At 74.6% G+C, this 19,836-nt stretch carries 19 protein-coding genes; 8 read left to right on the top strand and 11 right to left on the bottom strand.

Features of this window, described 5'->3' with window-relative positions; all coding sequences use genetic code 11:
• The first annotated feature begins 97 nt into the window (after positions 1-97).
• The 7 genes from ABZ807_RS22350 to ABZ807_RS22380 all read left to right on the top strand — a co-directional run bounded on the left by ABZ807_RS22350 (position 98) and on the right by ABZ807_RS22380 (position 4,225).
• A complete protein-coding gene (locus ABZ807_RS22350; protein ID WP_357161134.1) occupies positions 98-805 on the top strand; it encodes a hypothetical protein in 708 nt (235 codons plus the stop codon).
• Between the two features lie 7 nt (positions 806-812).
• Entirely contained in the window at positions 813-1,382 is a 570-nt protein-coding gene (locus tag ABZ807_RS22355; protein ID WP_357161137.1) for a MauE/DoxX family redox-associated membrane protein, read from the top strand.
• On the top strand, positions 1,379-1,927 hold the full coding sequence (locus tag ABZ807_RS22360; protein WP_357161140.1) for a hypothetical protein: 549 nt from the start codon (positions 1,379-1,381) through the stop codon (positions 1,925-1,927). Before ABZ807_RS22355 ends, ABZ807_RS22360 begins: the two co-directional genes overlap by 4 nt.
• Positions 1,924-2,937, top strand: coding sequence for a peptidoglycan-binding protein (locus ABZ807_RS22365; RefSeq protein ID WP_357161143.1), 1,014 nt, complete (start codon positions 1,924-1,926; stop codon positions 2,935-2,937). Before ABZ807_RS22360 ends, ABZ807_RS22365 begins: the two co-directional genes overlap by 4 nt.
• The gene (locus tag ABZ807_RS22370) at positions 2,934-3,113 is read left to right on the top strand and encodes a hypothetical protein (protein WP_357161146.1); all 180 of its coding nucleotides are present in this window, start codon (positions 2,934-2,936) and stop codon (positions 3,111-3,113) included. Before ABZ807_RS22365 ends, ABZ807_RS22370 begins: the two co-directional genes overlap by 4 nt.
• 114 nt (positions 3,114-3,227) lie before the next feature.
• Positions 3,228-3,698 (top strand): hypothetical protein, encoded by a 471-nt coding sequence (locus ABZ807_RS22375; protein ID WP_357161148.1) that lies wholly within the window; start codon positions 3,228-3,230, stop codon positions 3,696-3,698.
• A gap of 92 nt (positions 3,699-3,790) precedes the next feature.
• On the top strand, positions 3,791-4,225 hold the full coding sequence (locus ABZ807_RS22380; protein ID WP_357161151.1) for a VOC family protein: 435 nt from the start codon (positions 3,791-3,793) through the stop codon (positions 4,223-4,225).
• Here the strand turns inward: ABZ807_RS22380 and ABZ807_RS22385 are convergent.
• Positions 4,203-5,327: a hypothetical protein gene (locus ABZ807_RS22385; protein WP_357161153.1), complete on the bottom strand. Its 1,125-nt coding sequence runs from the start codon at positions 5,325-5,327 to the stop codon at positions 4,203-4,205. The genes ABZ807_RS22380 and ABZ807_RS22385 overlap by 23 nt on opposite strands.
• Before the next feature lie 252 nt (positions 5,328-5,579).
• On the opposite strand from ABZ807_RS22385, the gene ABZ807_RS22390 reads away from it, so the two are divergent.
• Complete coding sequence (locus ABZ807_RS22390) at positions 5,580-7,118, top strand: gluconokinase (RefSeq protein WP_357161156.1); 1,539 nt, start codon at positions 5,580-5,582, stop codon at positions 7,116-7,118.
• A gap of 87 nt (positions 7,119-7,205) precedes the next feature.
• On the opposite strand, the gene ABZ807_RS22395 is transcribed toward ABZ807_RS22390, so the two are convergent.
• The 10 genes from ABZ807_RS22395 to ABZ807_RS22440 form a co-directional block, all read right to left on the bottom strand.
• Positions 7,206-7,787, bottom strand: coding sequence for a hypothetical protein (locus ABZ807_RS22395; protein ID WP_357161159.1), 582 nt, complete (start codon positions 7,785-7,787; stop codon positions 7,206-7,208).
• Between the two features lie 32 nt (positions 7,788-7,819).
• A complete protein-coding gene (locus ABZ807_RS22400) occupies positions 7,820-8,335 on the bottom strand; it encodes a hypothetical protein (protein ID WP_357161162.1) in 516 nt (171 codons plus the stop codon).
• A gap of 19 nt (positions 8,336-8,354) precedes the next feature.
• Complete coding sequence (locus ABZ807_RS22405) at positions 8,355-8,621, bottom strand: hypothetical protein (RefSeq protein WP_357161165.1); 267 nt, start codon at positions 8,619-8,621, stop codon at positions 8,355-8,357.
• A gap of 46 nt (positions 8,622-8,667) precedes the next feature.
• Positions 8,668-11,418 carry an AAA family ATPase gene (locus tag ABZ807_RS22410; protein ID WP_357161168.1) on the bottom strand — a complete coding sequence of 917 codons (2,751 nt, stop codon included), beginning with the start codon at positions 11,416-11,418 and terminating at the stop codon, positions 8,668-8,670.
• Between the two features lie 110 nt (positions 11,419-11,528).
• Positions 11,529-12,287, bottom strand: coding sequence for a MerR family transcriptional regulator (locus ABZ807_RS22415; protein WP_357161171.1), 759 nt, complete (start codon positions 12,285-12,287; stop codon positions 11,529-11,531).
• 156 nt (positions 12,288-12,443) lie between these two features.
• On the bottom strand, positions 12,444-13,082 hold the full coding sequence (locus ABZ807_RS22420; RefSeq protein ID WP_357161174.1) for a hypothetical protein: 639 nt from the start codon (positions 13,080-13,082) through the stop codon (positions 12,444-12,446).
• 210 nt (positions 13,083-13,292) lie between these two features.
• Positions 13,293-15,572 (bottom strand): EAL domain-containing protein, encoded by a 2,280-nt coding sequence (locus ABZ807_RS22425; RefSeq protein WP_357161177.1) that lies wholly within the window; start codon positions 15,570-15,572, stop codon positions 13,293-13,295.
• Between the two features lie 75 nt (positions 15,573-15,647).
• Complete coding sequence (locus ABZ807_RS22430) at positions 15,648-17,141, bottom strand: hypothetical protein (protein ID WP_357161180.1); 1,494 nt, start codon at positions 17,139-17,141, stop codon at positions 15,648-15,650.
• Entirely contained in the window at positions 17,138-18,226 is a 1,089-nt protein-coding gene (locus ABZ807_RS22435; protein ID WP_357161183.1) for a hypothetical protein, read from the bottom strand. Before ABZ807_RS22435 ends, ABZ807_RS22430 begins: the two co-directional genes overlap by 4 nt.
• Complete coding sequence (locus ABZ807_RS22440) at positions 18,223-19,626, bottom strand: MFS transporter (protein WP_357161186.1); 1,404 nt, start codon at positions 19,624-19,626, stop codon at positions 18,223-18,225. The genes ABZ807_RS22435 and ABZ807_RS22440 overlap by 4 nt, the downstream gene beginning before the upstream one ends.
• Positions 19,627-19,836: the final 210 nt, after the last annotated feature.

The raw sequence follows: 19,836 nt of genomic DNA on the forward strand, positions 1-19,836 counted from the left end.
GTCGGCAGGAACCGCAGCCTGACTCTGGACAGAGACAGTCATGTGCACGGATGATTCGAGTTCACCACGTGCCGTACCTGCGGGGGAGGTGGTGGGGATGGCAGTCGCGGAGGCAGCCGTCGCGCACCGCGCCATGGATGGTCGTCGGTTCCTGCTCAGCGGCCCACTCGACTTCAGCGCGCCGTTCACCTCGGTGGTCGAGCTGACCATCGCCGGGCGGCCGCACGAGTTCACGTCCGGCTCGGTCGGCCTGGCCGACGAGTTGGCACAGGCGCTCGGCGTCAACGACTTCGACGAGGAGCTCAACTATCAGGGCGGCGTCCTGCTGACGGCGCGCGCGAGGTCGTACGACGCGCAGATCCGGCTCAGCGAGGACCGGCTGGTAGCGGCGTGGCGAGGGCGCCGATACTGCTTCGTCACCCAGCTGTACGGCGCCACGACCGCGGATCTGCTCGCGGTGCTGCGGACACTGCGGATCGCGGAGCACGCCGACGGTCTCGCCGTGCGCCCCGACAGCAGGGCCGGCAGCCGGTTCACGGCGCCGGCAACCGTGATCAAGCAGGTGCCCGGGCTCGGCCTGCTGGACATGACGCCGCTCACCGCGGAGCGCGCGCGGCAGTTGCCGTCGTGGCGAGGGTTGCCGACCCGGGCGGGAGAACTCTTCCGGGACACGCTCTCGGACGGCAAGCCCTACTTCGTGCTCGCTGGCACGGACACCTGGGTGACCGTGCTGCCACTGGCCGACACGGTGGTCGACCAGGTACCGGACCTGGTGGCTCGGCTACGCGTCCAGTCGGGCGAGTGAGGACGTCGTGTCAGCCCTCGTCGCCAGCGTCGCGGCGTACACCGTGCTGCTCACCCTGCTCATCGCCTGCGGTGAGCACCTCTCGAAGCCGGCGGCGCTGTCGGCGGCGCTGGCCGCCCACCGGGTGGTTCCCGCGCCGTCCACCGTCGCGGCGGTGGTCATCGCGACCGAGGGCCTGCTCGGCGCGGCCGGAGTCGTCGCCCTGCTCCGCGACGACGGTGGCCGGCTGCTGGGCGTGGTCCTGGCCGGCGGTGCCGCGCTCCTCGCCACGTACGCGGGCTACGGCCGGTACGTGGGGTCGACGGGGCGGGCCGTCCCCTGCGGGTGCTCGCGGGTGGAAGTGCCGATGACCGGCTGGGTGGTGGCGCGCGCGTCCACGCTCGCCGGCATGGCTCTGGTCGGATCGGTGCTGTCCGGCGCGGTCGTGCCGGTGGGGCGCGCCGGCACCGCACTCACGATCATCCTGCTCGCCGCGGCGACGTTCACCGCGCTCCTGACGCACCTGCCCGCCGCCATGCACGACCCGACCCCGGATCAGCCGGCGGCTGGGGTGACCCGAGGAGGCGTACCCGGATGAGCTTCCAGACGAGCGCGTTGATCCTGAGCTGGATCGCGATCCTGCTGCTGGCCCTCGTGGTGTCCGGCCTGGTACGTCAGGTGCACGCCCTGTCCACCGGCAGCGTCGGTCGCCCCGCGTCCGTCGGCCTGCGGCCCGGCTCGCCGGCGCCCCGGTTCCGTGACCTGGCGCCACCGTCCCCGGCCACCCTGGTCCTGCTCTTTCTGGACCACGGCTGCGCGACCTGCGACCACCTGCTCGACGAGGCCGCCGAACAGGTCCACCGGGCCGGCGTCGTGCTTCGAGTCCTCTACCGGCACACTGTCCCGCCCCGAGCGGCCGACCTGCCGATGACCGTCCTCGACGAGCAGGCCGACCTGTTCGACCGGTACGACGCGATCGCCACCCCGTTCGCGGTCGTGATCGACGTGACCGGGCGCATCCAGCGATCCGAGCCCGTCGGCTCCCGGGTGGCACTGCGCCACCTGCTCGACCAGGTCGACGACCCGTCCGGCAGCGCCACCGGACCGACCGTCCACCCGAGTCACCGGGGAGGCAGCCTGTGACCACCCTCGACGCCGTGCCCGCCCTGCGGGGAACGGACCCGGGCACCGGCACCGTGTCCTGGCGGCGCCCGCCGGCGAGCCGGACCAGGAGTGGTCTCACCACGTCCTGGGCGCTGTCCCGCCGCACGCTGCTCCAGGCCGGCACCGCGCTGGGAATGGCCGCGCTGAGCATCTTCCCGGCCGCACGCCGCGCCTACGCCGACGGATACACGATCTACGGCGGGTGCCCGGCGTACGCCAGCGACCACAACTGTTCCCCCGGCTGCGGTCCGAGCACGATCTTCGCCGCTGCCTGCAACACCAGCGGGACGTACACGGGCTTCCACAAGAACGACGGCACGAACTGGATCCTGCGGCCGAACCAGTGCTACGCCGGCACGTACGACGGCTGGCTGTGGCGCTACCAGGGCGCGTGCGGCGCGTGCGCCTGCTCGGTGGAGCGCCGCTGCCACGACGGGTACAAGAAGACCAGCTCGGGCTGGGTAAGGTCGATCTGCCGCTGGACCACCGACTGCGGGTGCCTCACCACGGTCAGCTGGCCCACCACGCGGCGCGGCCACACCGGCCCGAACGTCTACACCGTGCAACACCTGCTGACCGCGTGGGGCCATCCCACCACGGTGGACGGGAGCTTCGGCAGCGCCACCGAGACCCGGGTGAAGCAGTTCCAGTCGGCAAAGGCGATCCCGGCGACCGGCGTCGTCGACGCCCAGACCTGGCCCGTCCTCGTGGCCACCGTGTCGGCCGGGGGAATCACGGTGAGCCGCGTCATCGGCCCCCGCACGCGTCTACCCGTCCGAGTGGCCACCATGCACCGCTCGTACAGCGGGCACGTCGTGCGTGGCGTGCAGCGGCAACTCAACAAGCACGCGTACGGGCTGGCTGTCGACGGGGTCTTCGGTTCGACGACCGATACCGCGGTACGGGACTTCCAGCGGCAGAACCGGCTCACCGTCGACGGCATCGTGGGACAGAGCTGCTGGCGCACGCTCACCGGCGGCGCCGTATGACGGGTCAGCCACCACCCGTACGACCCGTTCCGCCGCCGCGCCGCTGGGCCACCGACCCGCTCGTACCCGTCCTGCTGTTCACGGCCGGCGCGATGCTCGCCGCCGCGTACGGGCACGTGCTCACCTGGGCGGTGGTCGGCGGGCTGGCCGGCTACACGCTCTCCGGCTCGGTTTGAACCCGCAACAGCGCGTACGCGCTGGCCTCGCCCGGGCGGCGAGATCGACATCCGCAGGGGAAGCTGCTCACCCTGTTCGTCCTGGGGCTGATCGCCGGTGGCCTGCTCAGCGGGGTGGCCCTCGGCGCGCTCTCCGGGCTGTCGGCGCCGCTGCCGGCGTCCTGGCGGTACGCGGCCATCGTGTCGGTGGCGCTGCTGGGCGTGCTCCGGGAGGCCAGGGTGGTGACCATCCCCCTGCCGCAGAATGCCCGTCAGGTGCCGCAGGACGTGCTGCGGCACAGCCCGCGGCGCGGAGCGCTGCGATTCGGATTCGAGCTCGGCACCGGCGTGCGTACGTACCTGTCGGCCACCGCCCCGTACGTGCTCGCGGTCGCGGTGTTCCTCGGCGGTCAGCGCCTGCAGGTCGCCGCGCTCGCCGGTGTCGGTTTCGGCGTGGGGCGCGCCACCACCCCGCTCATCCGCCGCGCCTCCGGGGCGGTCGAGGGCTGGGACGCCGACCTGCTCGGACGACTTCGCATCATCACCGTCTGGGGGTGCGCCGCGCTCGCCGCCGCCTTCGGCCTGCTCCTTCTGCACCAGTTGTAGCGGCTGCGCGCCGACGAGCCCGCACAGCGCCGTCTCCCCTCCGTCGGGACGGCACACCGCGAGGCAACGGTCCCGGCGGTACGGTCTGAGGAATGCAGCAGCGGATCAGCCTGATCACCCTCGGCGTCGCCGACCTCCCCCTCGCCCGCGCGTTCTACGAGCGCCTCGGCTGGCGCGGCCAGGAGGTCGAGGAGACGGTCTTCTTCCAGGCCGGCGGTCTCGCCCTGGTGCTGTGGGGCCGCGCCAAGCTGGCCGCCGACGCCGGCGTGCCGGACACCGGCCCGGGCGGGGTGACGCTGGCGCAGAACGTCCGCTCCCGCGCCGAGGTCGACGACGTCCTGGCCACGGCGGCGCAGGCCGGCGCGCGGATCACCCGCCCGGCGGCGCAGACCTTCTACGGCGGCTACGCCGGCTGTTTCACCGACCCGGACGGCCACGTCTGGGAGATCGCCTGGAACCCGGGCTTCCCGCTCGCCGAGGACGGCACGCTGACCGTCCCGGACTTCAGCCGAACACCGTCCGCTTGACACCACGGTGGTCGGCGCAGGCGTCACGCCGCCCACCGGTGAGGCTGACCGCGCCGTCGCGGCACTGCACCAGGTAGCCGCGCCCGGCCCAGAAGTCCTGTACGCAGTCGAAGTAGTCGCAGACCCGGTGGTCGGGCCGGCGGATGCGCGTCCCGCCGCAGAAGTCGTACCCCACGGGGTTGGCCGGCGCGCCGCAGCGCCGCTCGCGCGGCTGCGGGGGCGCGGGTGACGGGCGTCGCGGCTTCGGTGCGGCGGACGGCGGCGGCGCGGCGCGGGGGGCGAACACCCGCGCGGGCACCGGCGTCGCGGCGACCGCGACATCGGACCCGGGGCTGACCGGCGGGTCGGATTCGAAGAGCACCGCGGGCACGACCAGGGCGAGCGCGGCGGCGACGGCGACGGTGCGCCGGCCGCCGGGAAGGCGCCCGGTGAGCCGGGCCTGCCCGGGGGTGGCGATCGCCGGCCGGAACGGCCTGGTCTGCTCGTGCTCGGCGATCCTTTCGTCGAGCTGCGCGATGACCGCCGCGCGCTGCTCGATGGCGTCGGCGAAGGCCAGGGCGAGGATGAACCGGAACTCGGCCGCCGCCGTGGGTGGCACCAGCAGCCCGCAGGTCCGCTGCCGGTCGAGGACCTGGATCAGCGACACCGGGGCCGCCGGGTCGTGGGACAGGCCGGTCATCTTCCCGTACGCCCAGTCGCGCCGGCCGCGCCCGCCGAGCAGCACCAGACGACGGCTGGTGATCACGGCCATCCCGGCGTCGGTGACCTTGACGCCGTCGGGGAGCCGGTGGCGCAGCGGCGCCGGCAGCGGCTCGACGGTCAGGTCGGGGGCGGGCAGCACCGCCGTGTGCCGGACCTCGACCAGTTGCGCGGCGGGCAGCGCCCAGAAGACCACCTCGCCTGGGGTGAGTTCCAGGGGCAGCCCGTGGCCCGCTGCCACCGAGCCGTGCAGGTCGACGGCGAGGGCCCGCAGCCGCCGCAGCTCGTCGTCGCGGTGCCGCCACGCCTGCTCGGCCTCGCGGTATGCCCGCAGCCGGCGCTCGTTCTGCCGGCCCGCCCAGGTGTACCGCCAGGTGGAACCCGTCGAATCAGTTTCTGCCACGCCGACTCCTTCGCCGCGCGAGCCACCAACCGGGGTGTCACCCGGATCAACGGTGCCGGCGAGTCCGGCGGACACGCCGAAGCGGGCGAACCACCCGTTCGGGGGAACCGATCCGCACGATAGGCCGATGTTCGCTGTGTCGATTCACGTTCGGCGCGTCGGTACACCGTGCGAGGGGCCGGAACCCTCGGTAACGTCAGCCGCAGCCGGACGGCGACGAAACCACCCGGCACGCGGCGCGGAGGTGGGCCGGTGAGCGACAGCGTCGTGCTCGGCGTCGACATCGGCACCGCCAGCACCAAGGCGGTCGCCTACGACACCGCGGGCCAGCAGCTCGCCAGCCACTCGGTGAGCTATCCGTTGGACGAGCCGCACCCGGGTTACGCCGAACAGGACCCGTCGACCATCTTCGACGCGGTCGTCGAGTCCGTCCGTACCGTGGCCGGTGAGCTGCCGGGGCCGCCGGCCGGCCTGTCGTTCAGCACCGCCATGCACAGCCTGATCGGCCTGGACGCCGAAGGCGTCCCGCTCACCCCGTCGCTGACCTGGGCGGATTCGCGGGCCAGCTCGCAGGCCGAGCGGCTGCGGGCCGGGCCGTCGGGGCTGGCGCTGCACCGGCGCACCGGCACCCCCGTCCACCCGATGGCGCCGCTACCGAAGCTGGTCTGGTTCGCCGAGCAGGAGCCGAGGCTGTTCGAGCAGGTCGCGCACTGGGTCGGCATCAAGGACTACGTGCTGCTGCGGCTCTGCGACGCGCTCGTCACCGACCACTCGGTGGCCTCCGCCAGCGGGCTGATGGACATCCACAAGCTGGCCTGGGACACCCAGGCGCTGGGCATCGCCGGCATCGTCGAGGAGCAGCTGCCGCAGCTGGTCCCGACCACCACCGTGCTGCCCGGCCTCACACCCGCGGCGGCCACCGCGACCGGGCTGCCCGCCGACATCCCGGTGGTGGTCGGGGCGGGCGACGGACCGCTGGCCAACGTCGGCCTCGGCGCGGTCAGGCCCGGCGTGGTGGCCTGCTCGATCGGCACTTCCGGGGCGATGCGGGTGGCCGTCGAACGGCCCGCCGTCGACCCGCTCGGCAGGGTCTTCTGCTATGCGCTGACCGAGGACCGCTGGGTGGTCGGCGGCGCGATCAACAACGGCGGCATCGTGCTCGAGTGGGCCGGGGACGCGCTCGCCCCGGAACTGGGCGAGCACTCCGAGCAGGAACTGCTGGCGCTGGCCGAGCGGGCGCCGGTCGGCTCCGGCGGGCTGATCATGCTGCCGTACCTGCTCAGCGAGCGGGCGCCGCACTGGAGCGCGCTGCCGCGCGGGGCGTACGTCGGGCTGACCCACCGCCACCGCCGCGAGCATCTGGTCCGGGCGGCGCTGGAGGGGGTGTGCCAGCAGCTCGCCCTGGTGCTGACATCCGTGCGCGCGGCCGGCAACGAGGTGCACGAGATACGCGCCGGCGGCGGCTTCGCCCGCAGCCCGCTGTGGCGGCAGATGCTCACCGACGCGCTCGGCATGCCAGTGCGTTTCCCCGCCGGGCACGAGGACTCCACCTTCGGCGCGGCGCTGCTCGGCATGCAGGCGCTCGGGTTGATCCCGTCCATCGAGGTCGCCACCGATCTGGTGGAGATCGACGAGACGCTACGCCCCGACCCGGCCGCCGCCGCCACCTACGCCGCGCTGCTCCCGCTGTTCTCCGAGTTGTACGACGCGCTGGTCCCGACCTTCGCGTCGCTGCGACGACTGGCTCCCAGCGTCTCGCCCGAACCGTCACCCACTGCCACACCCGGGTGATCGCCCGTCATCACCTTCACCAGGCCGGCGGGGGTGAGGGCGTCGTCGGACACGCCCCGGGCGCCAACATGTCGATTCCCCCGCAGCTCAGAGCCGGCCGGCGACCGTACGGGCCAGGTCCGCCAAGGGCTTGCGGTACTTGGCCGGGTCGTCGGTGCGGACCAGCCGGATGGAGACCCAGACCCCGCCCTTGTTGAGGAAGACCGTGCCGTCCTCGGCGTACGCCTCGTCGCCCGCTCCGGCGATCGGGCTGAACTCGTGCCCGAGTTCGCGTTCGATGTCGAGGAACTTCTTCGCACCGTCACCGACGAACACCTCCACCTGGGCGGTCGGGCCGGTGACCGGTCCGGTGTAGGTGCAGGTCTCCCGGACCGCCATCGGGTCCTCGAGCGGGGTGCCGGCAACCTTCTCGGCCTCCTGCTTGGACACCAGGGAGCAGGCGTCGACCGACGCCGCGGCCGACGGCTCCTCCGTGGCGGTGGCCAGCGGGTCGCCACCCGGCGTCGACGTGGCCGCCACGCCCTGGCCGCCGCCTGCTGCCGGGGCGTCCCCGCCGTCGCCGGTGCCGCCGATCAGTCCGCAGCCGCCGAGTGCGGTGACCGTCAACACGGCGGCGACGGCGGCGACGGCGGGGCCGGTCCGCCGCCGGCCGGTTCCGAGGTACGTCATCGTGGGTTCACTTCCTGTCGTGGGGCTCGGCGTCACAGCGGGAGGGCGTCGAGCAGGCCGCGCAGCGTCCGCTCGTATCCGTCGGCGCTGGCACCGAGTCGTTCGAAGCTGCTCAGGATCACGGTGTAGCTACCGGCGCGGCTGACCACGACGGCCTCGGCCTCGATGTCCTTGACCGCGAGGTACGCCTTCTCTCCCTTGTCGACGTCCTTCACCTCGCGGTACACCTGCGTGGCCTGTTTCCGCTGGTAGTCGTAGGTGGTTTCGCCGGCGAGCGGGGAGGCGGTGGTGACGGTGAGCAGGGCGACGCCCTTGCCGTCCCCGAACAGGCACCTGCCCTGGTCGACCATGGGTTGGCCGACGATCCCGGACACCTGGGTCGCGGTGAACGGGCACGGGGGCGCGGGTGTGTCCGGCACGTCGCCGCCGGCGTCCGCCTCGACGCCGGCCCCGGTGGCCGGGTCGGGGCCGCTGGTGTCCTCGGCGCCACAGGCGACGAGCGGGAGCAGCAGGAGCGAGCACCACACGGGTGCGATCAGACGGCGCACGGTCATGCACCTTTCACAGTCATGGGAGGTCCGGGTTTGTGGGACCGGTCCGGGGTGGATGGATCCACCGGGCCGGGATCAGCCGGTCGACCCGCCAGGCGACGGCTGCTGCGGCGGCGGCCACCACGTCCGCGTCGGGGCCTTCGACCAGCGCGATCACGACGTCGTCGGTGGGTAGCCGGACGGCGGCGACCAGCCGGCAGTCCGGGGTACCGAACGCCGGCACCGACCCGTCCGCGCCGGGTGAGCAGTCGTACTGCTCCAGTGCGAACAGGTGGCGGGTCATGAGCTGAGGCTAGGTCGGACCGGGCGGCGGGGAATCGGGTGTTTCCCTATGCTTCCGCGTCGCCCCTCGTCATCGCGGCACCCAGCTCGGCGCGGGTGGTGATACCGAGCTTGCGGTAGATCCGGGCGAGGTTCGCCTCGACGGTCTTCGGGCTGACGAACAGCTCGTCGGCGATGGCGCGGTTGGTTCGCCCGCGTGCCGCGAGCCGGGCCACCCGCTCCTCGGTGGCGGTGAGGTGCCGGGACGTCGACGGGCGGCCACCAACGCGGGCCAACTCGGCCCGGGCCCGGTCCGCGAACGCCGCCGCGCCGATCGCGGTGAACTCCACGACCGCCGCCTCCAACGCCTGCCGGGCCGGCAGCTTGCGGCGGGACCGGCGGTGCACGATCCCGGCCGCGAGCAGGCAGCGGGCGCGGTCCAGCGGCAGCACCTCCGGCGGTACGGCGTCCCGCGCCGCCGTCAGCGCGTCGAGCGCGGCGCTGGGGTCGACGCCGGTGGCACTGTCCAGCAGCGCCCGGGCACGGGCGGAGCCCAGGGTCGTCCAGGGACGCGGCAACCGGCGGTGTCGGGCCGTCAGCCGGTCCAGCACGGCCGCCGCCCGGTCGAGATCGCCCGCCCCGACGCACGCCTCGATCCAGTCCGGCTCGAACCGCATGGCGAGCGGCTCAACCAGGCCGGTTCCGTCGATCATCGCGGCCAGGCCGGTGTAGGCGGCCGCCGCCTCCGCCATCCGGCCGGCGGAGAGGGCCACGAACCCGGCCAGCTGCTGGTGGATCCGCCTGCACCAGGCGTCGTCCAGTTCGTCGGCGAGCCGCAGGCCGGACTCGACCACCCGCGTCGCCTCGGCCAGCCGGCCCCGGTGCGCGTCGAGCAGTCCGGCCAGCCAGGTCTCCCCGACCAGGCCGGTGCCGAGCTGGTCACCGAGGTCACGGGCGGCGGTGATGTGCCGCTCGGCCTCGGCCCACCGCCCGGCCAGCAGCTCGGCCTCGCCCAGGTGGGAGAGCAGTTCGTGTTGCAGCGGCTCGTCGCCCCGGGCCTCGGCACGGCCGAGCATCCGGTGCAGCCGCCGCCGGGCCCGCTCCGCGTCGTCGATCGACTTCCACCAGATCGCGGGCACCGTGCTCGCCAGCCAGGCCGGTTCGTCGCCCTCCAGGCTGAGGGCACGGTCCAACAGTTCGGTACGCGGCACCCGGCCGAGCCGTACCTCCTGGAAGAAGAGCAGGACCAGGGCCGCAGCGAGCAGGTCCTGGTCCTCGTCGCGCCCGTCCAGCAGCGCGGCGGCGGCCTCGGCGTGCGCCCGGGCCGATTCCGTGAGGTCATCGAAGACGGCGAGGTGGGCGTGGATGCGGCCGGCCAGGGCCGAGCCGGGCCGGGCCGCCGCCAGCGCCCGGGTGCCGTTGTCCACCGCCACCCGGCCGGCCTCACCGCCACACCAGGCCACCACGGCGCGCAGCAGCAGCGACTCCGCCCGTACGTCACCGGTGAACTCGGCCGCGACCGCCTCGGCGGCGCACCGGGCCGCCGGGAAGTCCCCGCTGTCGAACCGGCAGCGGGCCGCCGCCAGCCGCCGACGGCCCAGGCGTACCCGGTCGTCGGCCGGGGTGAGCTGCCCGGCGCGCTCGTAGAGCTGGGCGGCGAAGTCGGGCGCGCCCCGGGTGTGCCACCGTCCGGCCGCAGCGGCGAGGGTCTCCGCGACGACCGGGTCCGGGTCGGTCGCGCAGAGCGCAAGGTGCCGCGCCCGCTCGTCCGGATCCGCGACCAGTCCGGCGAGCTGCCGGTGCAGCCGGCGGCGGACCCCCGGCGGGATCCCGGCCCGGACCGCCGCCGCGTACACCGGGTGGGTGAACCCCACACCGGTCGGCGTCACGACGAGCAGCCCGGCCTCCTCGGGCGCGTCCAGCGCGGCGGTGGGCACCCCCGCCGCCGCCAGGTCAGCCACCGCGGGCACGGTCAGCAGCGCGGCCAGCCGCACCGCGGCACGGCTCGCCGGTGGCAGCCCGGCAAGGACGTCCGCGAGCAGGTGGTGCATGGACGCGGCCACCGGCAGGTCGTCACCGGGTGAGGGTTGGCGCGGCAGGCGTTGCAGCGCGCGGGCCACCTCGATGGCCAGCAGCGGGTTGCCCCCGGCCTCGCGGGTCACCCGGACGAGCATCGGCCGGCTGAGCGTGACACCGAGCCGCTCCCGCAGGACGTGGTGGAGCGCGCCGACGTCGAGCGGGGCCACCTCGACCCGGCCGAGCCGGCCGCCGTCGCGGCCCTCGTCGAGCCCGAGCGGCACGTCCTCGGGTGCGGTCCCGCCACGTCGACGGCTCACCAGCGTGGCCAGGCCGCTCACCCGGCGCAGCGCGAACCGCAACGCGCGTTCGCTGGGCCCGTCCAGCCAGGGCGCGTCGTCCACGGCGACGAGCACCGCCGGGTGGGTGTTCGCCGCCGTCGCGGCCTCCAGCAGCGACCGGGTGGCCGCCCCGACCGCCCGTACGTCGACCGCCTCATCGGCGTCGCCGGAGAGGAGCACGACCTCGGCCGCGACCCGCTGCGGCCGGGGCAGCTCGGCGACCCGGTCGGCGAGCGGGCGCAGCAGGTCGGCCAGGGCCGCGTACGGCAGCCCGGATTCGGCCTCGGTGGGCGCGCAGCTCAGCACCAGCCAGCCTGCGTGCGCCGCCTCGGCGACCAGCGCCCGCCACAGGACGGTCTTGCCCATGCCGGCCGGCCCCTCCAGCAGCACCGGCCCAGGTTGGCTCAGCAGTCGCCAGACCCGGCCGAACACCTCGTCCCGCCCGACGATGGCGTGTCGCATAGAGGCAGTCTGGCACCGCCACGGACGACGGACCATCCCGCCAACAGCTGACCGAGCGAAGCTCCTTGTCGCCGATCCGACAATCGGGGACCAGGAGGCAGACATCGAGCTCAGGCGCGGCTGATCGCGTTGGCGTGGATCGCCTCGCTGAGGTACGCCGCCATTCCCGGCGCGATCTGCTCGTAGTGCGCGGTGAACCGGGGATCGGCCAGGTACATGTCGGCCAGCCCGGTGTGGACCTCGTACGAGCAGTCGTAGAACCAGCGGACAATGATCTGCCGGTGTTCCTCGGCCAACGCCATCGTCTCCGGCGAGTCGGCCGGCGCCCCGGCGGCCATCACCGCGACGAACCTCCGCCCCCAGTCCTCGTTCTCCGCCTTGATCCGCAGCCAGTCGTCCTTCGAGTAGCGTGCGGCTCGCCGGTTCGACTCCCGGTACGCCTCGCCGCCGCCCCAGCGCCGCTCCGCCTCCTCGGCGTGCGCGTCCGGGTCGAAGTCCCCGAAGACCTCGAACCGCTCCTCCGGGGTCAGTCTGATGTTCATCCTCTTCGCCTCCATCGCGAGTTCGATCGCGGTGAGGATCTCCTGGAGCTTCCCGATCCGCCCGGTCAGCAGCTCGTGCTGCCGGCGCAGGTGCGCCGCCGGGTCGGCGGCCGGGTCGTCGAGGATCGCCGCGATCTCCTCCAGCGGGAACCCCAGCTCCCGGTAGAACCGGATGTGCTGCAACCGCTCCAGGTCCGCGTCGTCGTAGCGGCGGTAGCCCGCCGCGGTGCGCCCGCTGGGCGACAGCAGCCCGATCTCGTCGTAGTGGTGCAGCGTCCGGACCGTCACCCGGGCCGCCTTCGCCACCTGTCCCACCGTGTACGCCATGGTTTCCCTCCCTTCCGCGACCAAGGCTCCCGCCTGCCGTTGCGTGAGGGTCAAGCCCGATTCTGCGCCGCCGGGCCGGGCCGCCGCCGGACGGGCACACGCGAGCGCCCCCGGCCTCCTGAGGGGGTGGAGGAGGCCGGGGGCGCTCGGCTCGGGTCAGGCGGTGGCCCGGTCCTTCGCCCGCTCCGGGGCGGCGAAGGCCTCGGTGGCCGGGGTGCGGAAGGCGTGCACCAGGCCGGCGATCGACAGCAGCAGGAGCAGCCCCGCCCCGATGAACGTCACCAGGGCCGCCTGGCCGGCCTTGACGCCGAACTCGCTGAAGCCGTACGAGGTGAGCAGCATGCCGCGCAGCGACTCGCCCTTGAACACGGTCTCCCGCTGGCCGCTGACCTCCGCCAGCTGCTTCTGCAGGTCGGCCAGGGCCGGGTCGTTGGTCGTCGTGGCCTGCTGGACCTTGGCCCGCAGCTCGCTCTCCGGCGCGCCGAGGTCGGCATAGGTCTTCCCACCCGAAATGGACTTCAGGTGCAGCCCGATGAACTCGTTGGCGTAGCACTCGGCCTGCTTGCCGGTGGTCATCTTCTGGCCGGCGTACTCGACCAGGCAGTCCGCCTTCTTCTCCTCGTCGGTCAGCTTGTCGGCCGGCTTGAAGGTGATGTGCTGCGCGCCGAGCTGGTCGCGTACGTAGTCGTTGGCGAAGTTCGCGTTGGTGTTGAGGACGATGCCGGCGACGAGCAGCAGGACGGTGAGGCCCAGCCCACCGATGCTGAACAGCAGGTCCAGGGTGCGTCGCTTCATGTCGTAACTCCCGTGCGGGTGTGGGGGCGTCGTTCGTGTTGATCCCATCATGGCCGCGCGGACGGTCGGGGGTCAGGGCCGAACCCCCTGTCCCTTCCGGGACCTTCGACTCCCACCGTCCCGGGCCATCCGGCCGCCGCCACGCCCATCGCGGGCAGCCGCCGGGCACCCGAGAGCCGGCCGCAGGCCGGGCCGAACGGCGGGGCTCGGTCAGACCGGCGCGGAGACCGCACGCAGGTCGGCCAGGCCACCGGGGCGGCCGTAGCGGTAGCCCTGCCCGTGCACGCAGCCGATCGCGGTGACCGCCGCGTGCTGCCCCTCGGTCTCCACCCCCTCGGCCACCACCGCCAGGTCGAACGCGTCGGCCAGCCGGGTCACCATCTCCACCGTCGCGTACGCCCGGGCGTCGGAGTCGAGCCGGGAGACGAACGACCGGTCGATCTTCAGCTCGGTGGCGGGGATGCGGTGCAGGTAGCTCAGCGACGAGTAGCCGGTGCCGAAGTCGTCGATGGCGATCCGGATGCCCAGCTCACGCAGCTGGGCGAGCCGCTCCAGCACCGCCTCGCTGCCGTCGATCAGCGCCGACTCGGTCAGCTCCAGGGTCAACGCCCGAGGAGCCAGGCCGGCGCTGGCGGTGGCCGCGGTGACCGTGGCGATCAGGTCCGGCCGGCGCAGGTGCGCGGCGGCGATGTTCACCGCCACGGTGGCCTCCGGCGCCCGCTCCCGCCAGGTCGCGGCGGCCCGGCAGGCCTCGTGGATCACCCAGCGGTCGATCGGCACGATCAGCCCCGTCTCCTCGGCCAGCGGCAGGAACGCGGCCGGCCCGAGCAGCCCCAGCCGGGGATGCCGCCAGCGGACCAGCGCCTCCGCGCTGCGTACCGCGCCGGTGGCCAGGTCGACGATCGGCTGGTAGTCGAGGTGGAGCTGCTGCTCGTCGACCGCCCGGCGCAGGTCGGCGATCAGCTCCGCCCGGGTCACCGCCGACTCGCGCAGCCCCGGGGTGCAGGTCCGGTACGCGGACTTACCGGCGGCCTTGGCCGCGTACATCGCGATGTCGGCGTCGCGGAGCAGGTCGGTGTGGGAGGCGTGCTGCGGGCCGTACTCGGCGATGCCGATGCTGGCCGACGGGTGGGTGCCGACGTCCTCCTCGCCCTCTGCGGGTTGCAGGGCGGCGAGCAGCCGCTCGGCGAGCCGCTCCGGCGCGACCGGCCGGTCCCCGTCGACCAGCACGGCGAACTCGTCGCCGCCGAGCCGGGCGATGGTGCCGTCGCCGCCGACCGCGTCCCGCATCCGGTCGGCGATGCTGATCAGCAGGGTGTCCCCGGCGGCGTGCCCGAACCGGTCGTTGACCTGCTTGAACCCGTCCAGGTCCAGCAGCAGGACGGCGACCGGTGGCCCGTCACGCAGCGCCCGGCGCAGCCGCCGGTTGAACATCAGCCGGTTGGGCAGGCCGGTGAGCTGGTCGGCGTAGGCCAGCCGGCGCAGCCGCGCCACCAGCCGCAGGTTCTCGTTGGCGGCCAGCCCCTGCCGCAGCGCCAGCGCGCCGAGCAGCGCCATCATGCCGATGAAGACCAGATGCGGGGTCTGCCCGGTGGGGCGCCGGGCCAGCACCACCGCGATGATCGCCCCGCCGACCGGCAGGTACGGCAGGGCGACCCGCCACCAGGGCGGCAACGGTGCCTCGACCGCGTCGTCGCCACCCTCGCCGACCGGCGGCGGCGGATACGTGGCGGCCACGCCGATCACCAGGTAGCTCAGCGGCCAGCAGACGTCGATCACATGCCCGGGGGCGTAGGTGCCGTGCGCGACGAGCGAGACGTAGACCGCGTCCGCGCCGGCCCGGGCGGCCAGGCTCGCGCCGATCAGGGTCAGCGGCCGCCAGACCGGGCGGGACGGGCCGGCCACCGCCACCAGGATGGTCAGCTGCACCAGGTCGAGCATCGGATAGAGCAGGCCCAGGCTCCGCAGCGGATCGGCGAGGTCGGCGGCGGCGACGTCGCGGAACACCACCACCCAGCCGATCGGGATCAGGGCCAGCCCGACGATCACCCCGTCCAGCAGGGTGCGGGCCCGGCCCACCGCGCTGCGCGGGGCGGCGAGCGAGAAGAGCAGGGCCGCGGTGCCGGTGACGATGCCGGCGGTGAACACGGCCCCGATCAGCGCGGTGTGCGGCAGCGCCCCGCCATTGAGGCGCTGCAACGTCCACAGCGTACGGCCGGCGGCGGCGAGGGCCATGGTGATCGCCAGCAGCGTCCAGAACCGGCGCAGCGCCAGGGGGTGCCGGCGGGCCGCGCCGACGCAGGCGACCGCCGACCAGCCGGCCAGCGTGATCGCGCCGAGGTCGCTGACCAGGGCGGCCCCGGGCAGCGCGGCGGCCAGCCAGACCGCCTCGGCGAGGACGACCGCCGCCGCGACGAGGGCACCCATCCGGCGGGCGCGGGCCGGTCGGGACGGCGCGACGGCCTCTCGGCGGGCGTCATCGGGCAGCACGATGGTCGCTCCGGCTCTCTCTCCTGTGCGCACCTCGACGGACCGGACCGGTCACGGGCGGCGAACCACCGAAGCCTAGTCAGCGGCGGGGCGGCCCGCCAGGGCCGACGACCCCGTCGGGCCGCCGTGTGTCCACGGGGTCTCCTCCGGCGTGGGGAACGCCCCGGTGGGCAGGAACGCGTCGGACAGGGTGGTGCAGCAGAGCCGCTCCCCCACCTCCGGCACGCTGCCCGGCGGCGCGGTCAGCCCCCGGCCCATCCCGCCGGAGAGCTCCAGCACCACCTCGGTCTTGCCGTCCACCGCCGGGGTCAGGAAGACCACCTTCGCCTTCTGCGCCGGCCGGGCCGGCGAGTACAGCGTCGCCCCGACCGGCACCAGCACCGGCTCGGTGGTGACCAACTGGATCCGGGGGCGCAGCACCGGCCGCTTCCCGGTGTCGTCCACCCGCGTCGGGTCGGCCAGCGTCACGTCCCCGACGAACGCCTCCCCGGTCAGCCGGTGCTCGGCCATGACGAGGGGGTCGTCGTAGGCGCGCTGCACCGCGTACGAGGTCAGGGCGCGTTCCAGCCGGTGCAGCCGCTGGGCGGCCACCACCGCGCCGTCGCGCCGCGGCTGCGGAGGGCCGCCGGCGTCGACGTGCTCGGCGTGGCCGGTGAAGGCGTCCTTGTCGCCGTCCCAGCGGCCGGCCACCCGGGCCCCGGGCGGCAGGGCCCGCAGCAGCCCGACGCCGCGCCACATCAGCTCCCAGGTGGGCGTCAGCTGGTCGCGCAGCACCCTTTCCAGCTCCGCGTACGCCTCGGCGCGCGCCACCGGGTCGTCCTCCGCGTCGGCGTACGCGGCGACGGCCGGGGCGAGCACCCGGTTGTCGAACTCCGGGTCGGTGGCCGGGCCGGCGGGCGGGCAGACCGTCGGGTCCTCCGCCCGGGCGGCCGCCTGCGCACCGGTCAGCCCGGCCGGCGGGTCGATCCAGCCGAGCAGCGCCGGCAGGTGCAGGTCCTCCACCACGCTCTGGCCGGTGGCCCAGTGCAGGGTCAGCGCGTCAGTCATCGCCACCAGCGCCGACGAGCCGGGATGCTCGGCCCGCTCGGCGAAGAAGGTCAGCCAGCGCCCGAGCAGCGGCACCGAGGGGTGCACGGGGTGGTCGCCGTCCGGGCGGCGGAACCGGGTGGAGCGGCCGAACAGCCGCAGGAAGGTGATCCCGGCCGGGTTCGGCACCAGCAGCTGCGGCGCGTCGACGTACCGGTGCCGGACGTCCCGGCCCCGGTCGACCGGCACCGCCTCGGTGACGTCCCGGAACTCCTCGAGGTACGGCAGCACGATGTCGGCCAGCTCGGCGGCGAAGCGGAACCGCTGGTCCCGGTTGCGGGGCTGCGGCACGATCAGCAGCCGCGCCTCCTCGGGGGCCGTGCCGACCAGGGTCGCCAGCGGGGCGTTCGCCTCGCCGGCCATGGCCAGGGGCACCAGCACCAGCGGGCGCGCCGACAGGTGCAGGTGCCGGACCGTGGCCACCGGCTGGGCCACCCCGGCGGCCAGCGCCTGCGCCTTCGCCAGCGCGCGGAGCGTACTCATGCGGGGTTGCCGGCGAGGGCGTCGGCGCGCAGCCGGGCCGCGGCCCGCAGCAGCGCGGCGGCCTCCTCCTGCTCGGGCTCGGCGGCGCGTTCGCCGGTCGCCAGCGCCAGCACCTCGGCGACGGTGGCGACGCCGCCCAGCGCCTCCCGCACCGGCCGGCCCAGCGCCCCGGTGTGCCCACCCGCCTCGTCCCGGCAGAAGTACGCCAGTTCGCAGCTGGCCAGGCACTCCGGCGCGTAGCGGGCCGGCACCCGGCGCAGCCCGGCGGCCAGCGTCGCCGGGTCGGTGGCCGGGTCGGCGGTGAAGTCCGCCGGCACGGCGTCGAGCAGCCCGTCCAGCCTCGCCATCCGGTCCAGCTGGCGGCGCAGCACCAGCAGCTGCTTGCGGACGTCCAGCAGGCTGGCCACCGGCTGGTTGCCGAAGTCGCGCGGGCAGACCAGCACCACGTCGTGTGAGATCAGGTCCTCGGAGTGCCCGTCGGCGGCGAGCAGCTCGCGCAGCGCCAGCACGTAGGCGGCCGACTGGATGGCGGCCGCGGCGACCTTCGCCGGGTCGGCCTGCCCGTCCACCACCGGGAACGACTTGATCTCCACCACGTGGAACCGGCCGTCGAGCCGGGCGGCGACCAGGTCCGGTTCCAGGTGCACCCGCTGCCCGGCGACGTCCAGGCCGAGCAGCGGATGGTCGAACAGCGCCGCTTCGGGCCCCTCGGTGGTCAGCGCCCGGCGGGACCGCTCGTGCCGGTCCGGCAGGTCGTCCGCGCCGCCCAGGTCCGTCCAGCTCGCCCGCTCCGGCACCGGTACGCCCAGCCGCTCGGCGACCAGCCGTAGCAGCTCCACCCCGCCGTCGGCCTTCACCTGCGCCTCGAACGCGTTGCCCCGGGTGATGGCGAACCGGGACTGCCCGAAGCGGGCCGGGAAGCCGATCCGCTCGGCCAGCCTCGGCTTGTCCACCCCGGCGCCGTCCAGCACCGCCCGGCGGACGCAGCCCGGGTTGCCGGTCAGCGCGGCGATGGTCCGGGCGTTGTGCCGCTTCGGCGGCAGGTCGCCGCGGATCGCGGCCAGGCGCTGCGCGGTGCTCGTCACGATCCGCCAGGATAGGCGTTCACCGCCGGTTCGGCGCGGACGCGGGCGCGGCGGACCAGCACGGCGGTCAGCACCGCGGCGACCAGGGCCGCGCCGGCCATCGCCCAGAGCACCGTACGCAGGCCGGCGGTGAAGCCCGGGTCGGCGAGCCGACCGGCGGTGGTGCTGGCCAGCACCGCGCCGACCACCGCGATGGCGACCGTCTCACTGGCCAGCCGGGCGGTGTTGATCATCGCCGCGCCGGTGGCCGCGCGGTGCGGGGCGACGCTGCCGATCGCCAGGGCGTCGAGCAGGCCGATCGACAGGCCGACCCCGACGCCGATGGTGAGCAGCGGGCCGGCCAGGACGGCGGGGCCGCTGTCCGGGGCGAGCACGGTGGCCCAGGCGGCGCCGACCGCGACCACCGCCACCGAGGTGACGATCACCGCCGGGGCCGGCACCAGCCGGGTCATGGCCCCGCTGAGCAGCGGCAGCACCAGGGTCGGCGCGGTCAGCAGGATCAGCGTGGCCCCGGCCCCGCCGGGCCCCATGCCGACCACCGTGGTCAGGTACGACGGCAGGTAGACCAGCAGCGGCACCAGCACCGCGACGACGGTGGCCGCCGCCAGGCAGATGCCCAGGAAGCGGGGGCTCGCCAGCAGGGCCAGGTCGAACATCGGCTCGGCCCGCCGGCGTTCCACCCGGACGAAGGCCACCAGCAGGGCCACCGCCGCGGCGAAGGCCGCCACGATCACCGGGGCGGACCAGCCCAGCTCGGGCCCCTGCACGAAGCCGAAGATGAGCAGCAGCAGCGCGGCGGTGAAGGTGACCGTCCCCGGCCAGTCGATCCGCCCGGCGTGCGGCTGGCGCGACTCGGGCAGCAGCGGGATGAGCGCCAGCACCGCCAGGGCGGCCAGCGCCGGCGCGGCGAACACCGCCCGCCAGCCGAACGCGGTGATCAGCAGGCCGGCGACGGAGGGCCCGAAGGCCAGGCCCGCGCCGATGGTCGTACCGAAGAGGCTGAACGCCCGGGCCCGGGCCCGGCCCGGGAAGGCGTGGGCCAGGAGGGCGGAGGCGCTGGTCGCGGCGGCTGCCGCGCCGATGCCCGCCAGCGCGCGCAACACGTCGAGCAGCACGATGTTCCCGGCGATCGAGGCGAGCAGCCCGGACCCGGCGAAGATCGCGAGCCCGATGGCGAAGACCCGGCGCCGGCCGAGCAGGTCCGCCAACGCACCGGTGGCCAGCATGAAGCTGGCGAAGGTGGCGTTGTAGCCGTTGACCACCCACTGCACGCCGGCCAGCCCGGCGTCGAGGTCCCGCCCGATGTCGGGCAGGGCGACCGACGCGCCGGTCAGCGACATCGGCAGCGCAAAGGTGGACAGCAGGACGGCGACCAGCACAACGGCCGGGTGGTTACGCAAAGATTCTCCCCGTTCGGACGGCGGCCCCAGCCTAGAACGCGAAGGTGGGGACGGATCCGGTACGGGCGGAAGGTCACATGGTCAGCGCTCGGCGGACCGGTTCCCGAGTGAGCGGGGCCACCGGGCCCGGCCAGCGGCCGGCTGCGACGGCGGTGCCGGCGTGCAGGGCGGGCGGGAGACGGTCTGCACCGGCGCGGGGGACGTTCACAC

Origin of the sequence: Micromonospora sp. NPDC047548, from assembly GCF_040642975.1 — a bacterium.
Classification (GTDB): Bacteria; Actinomycetota; Actinomycetes; order Mycobacteriales; family Micromonosporaceae; genus Micromonospora.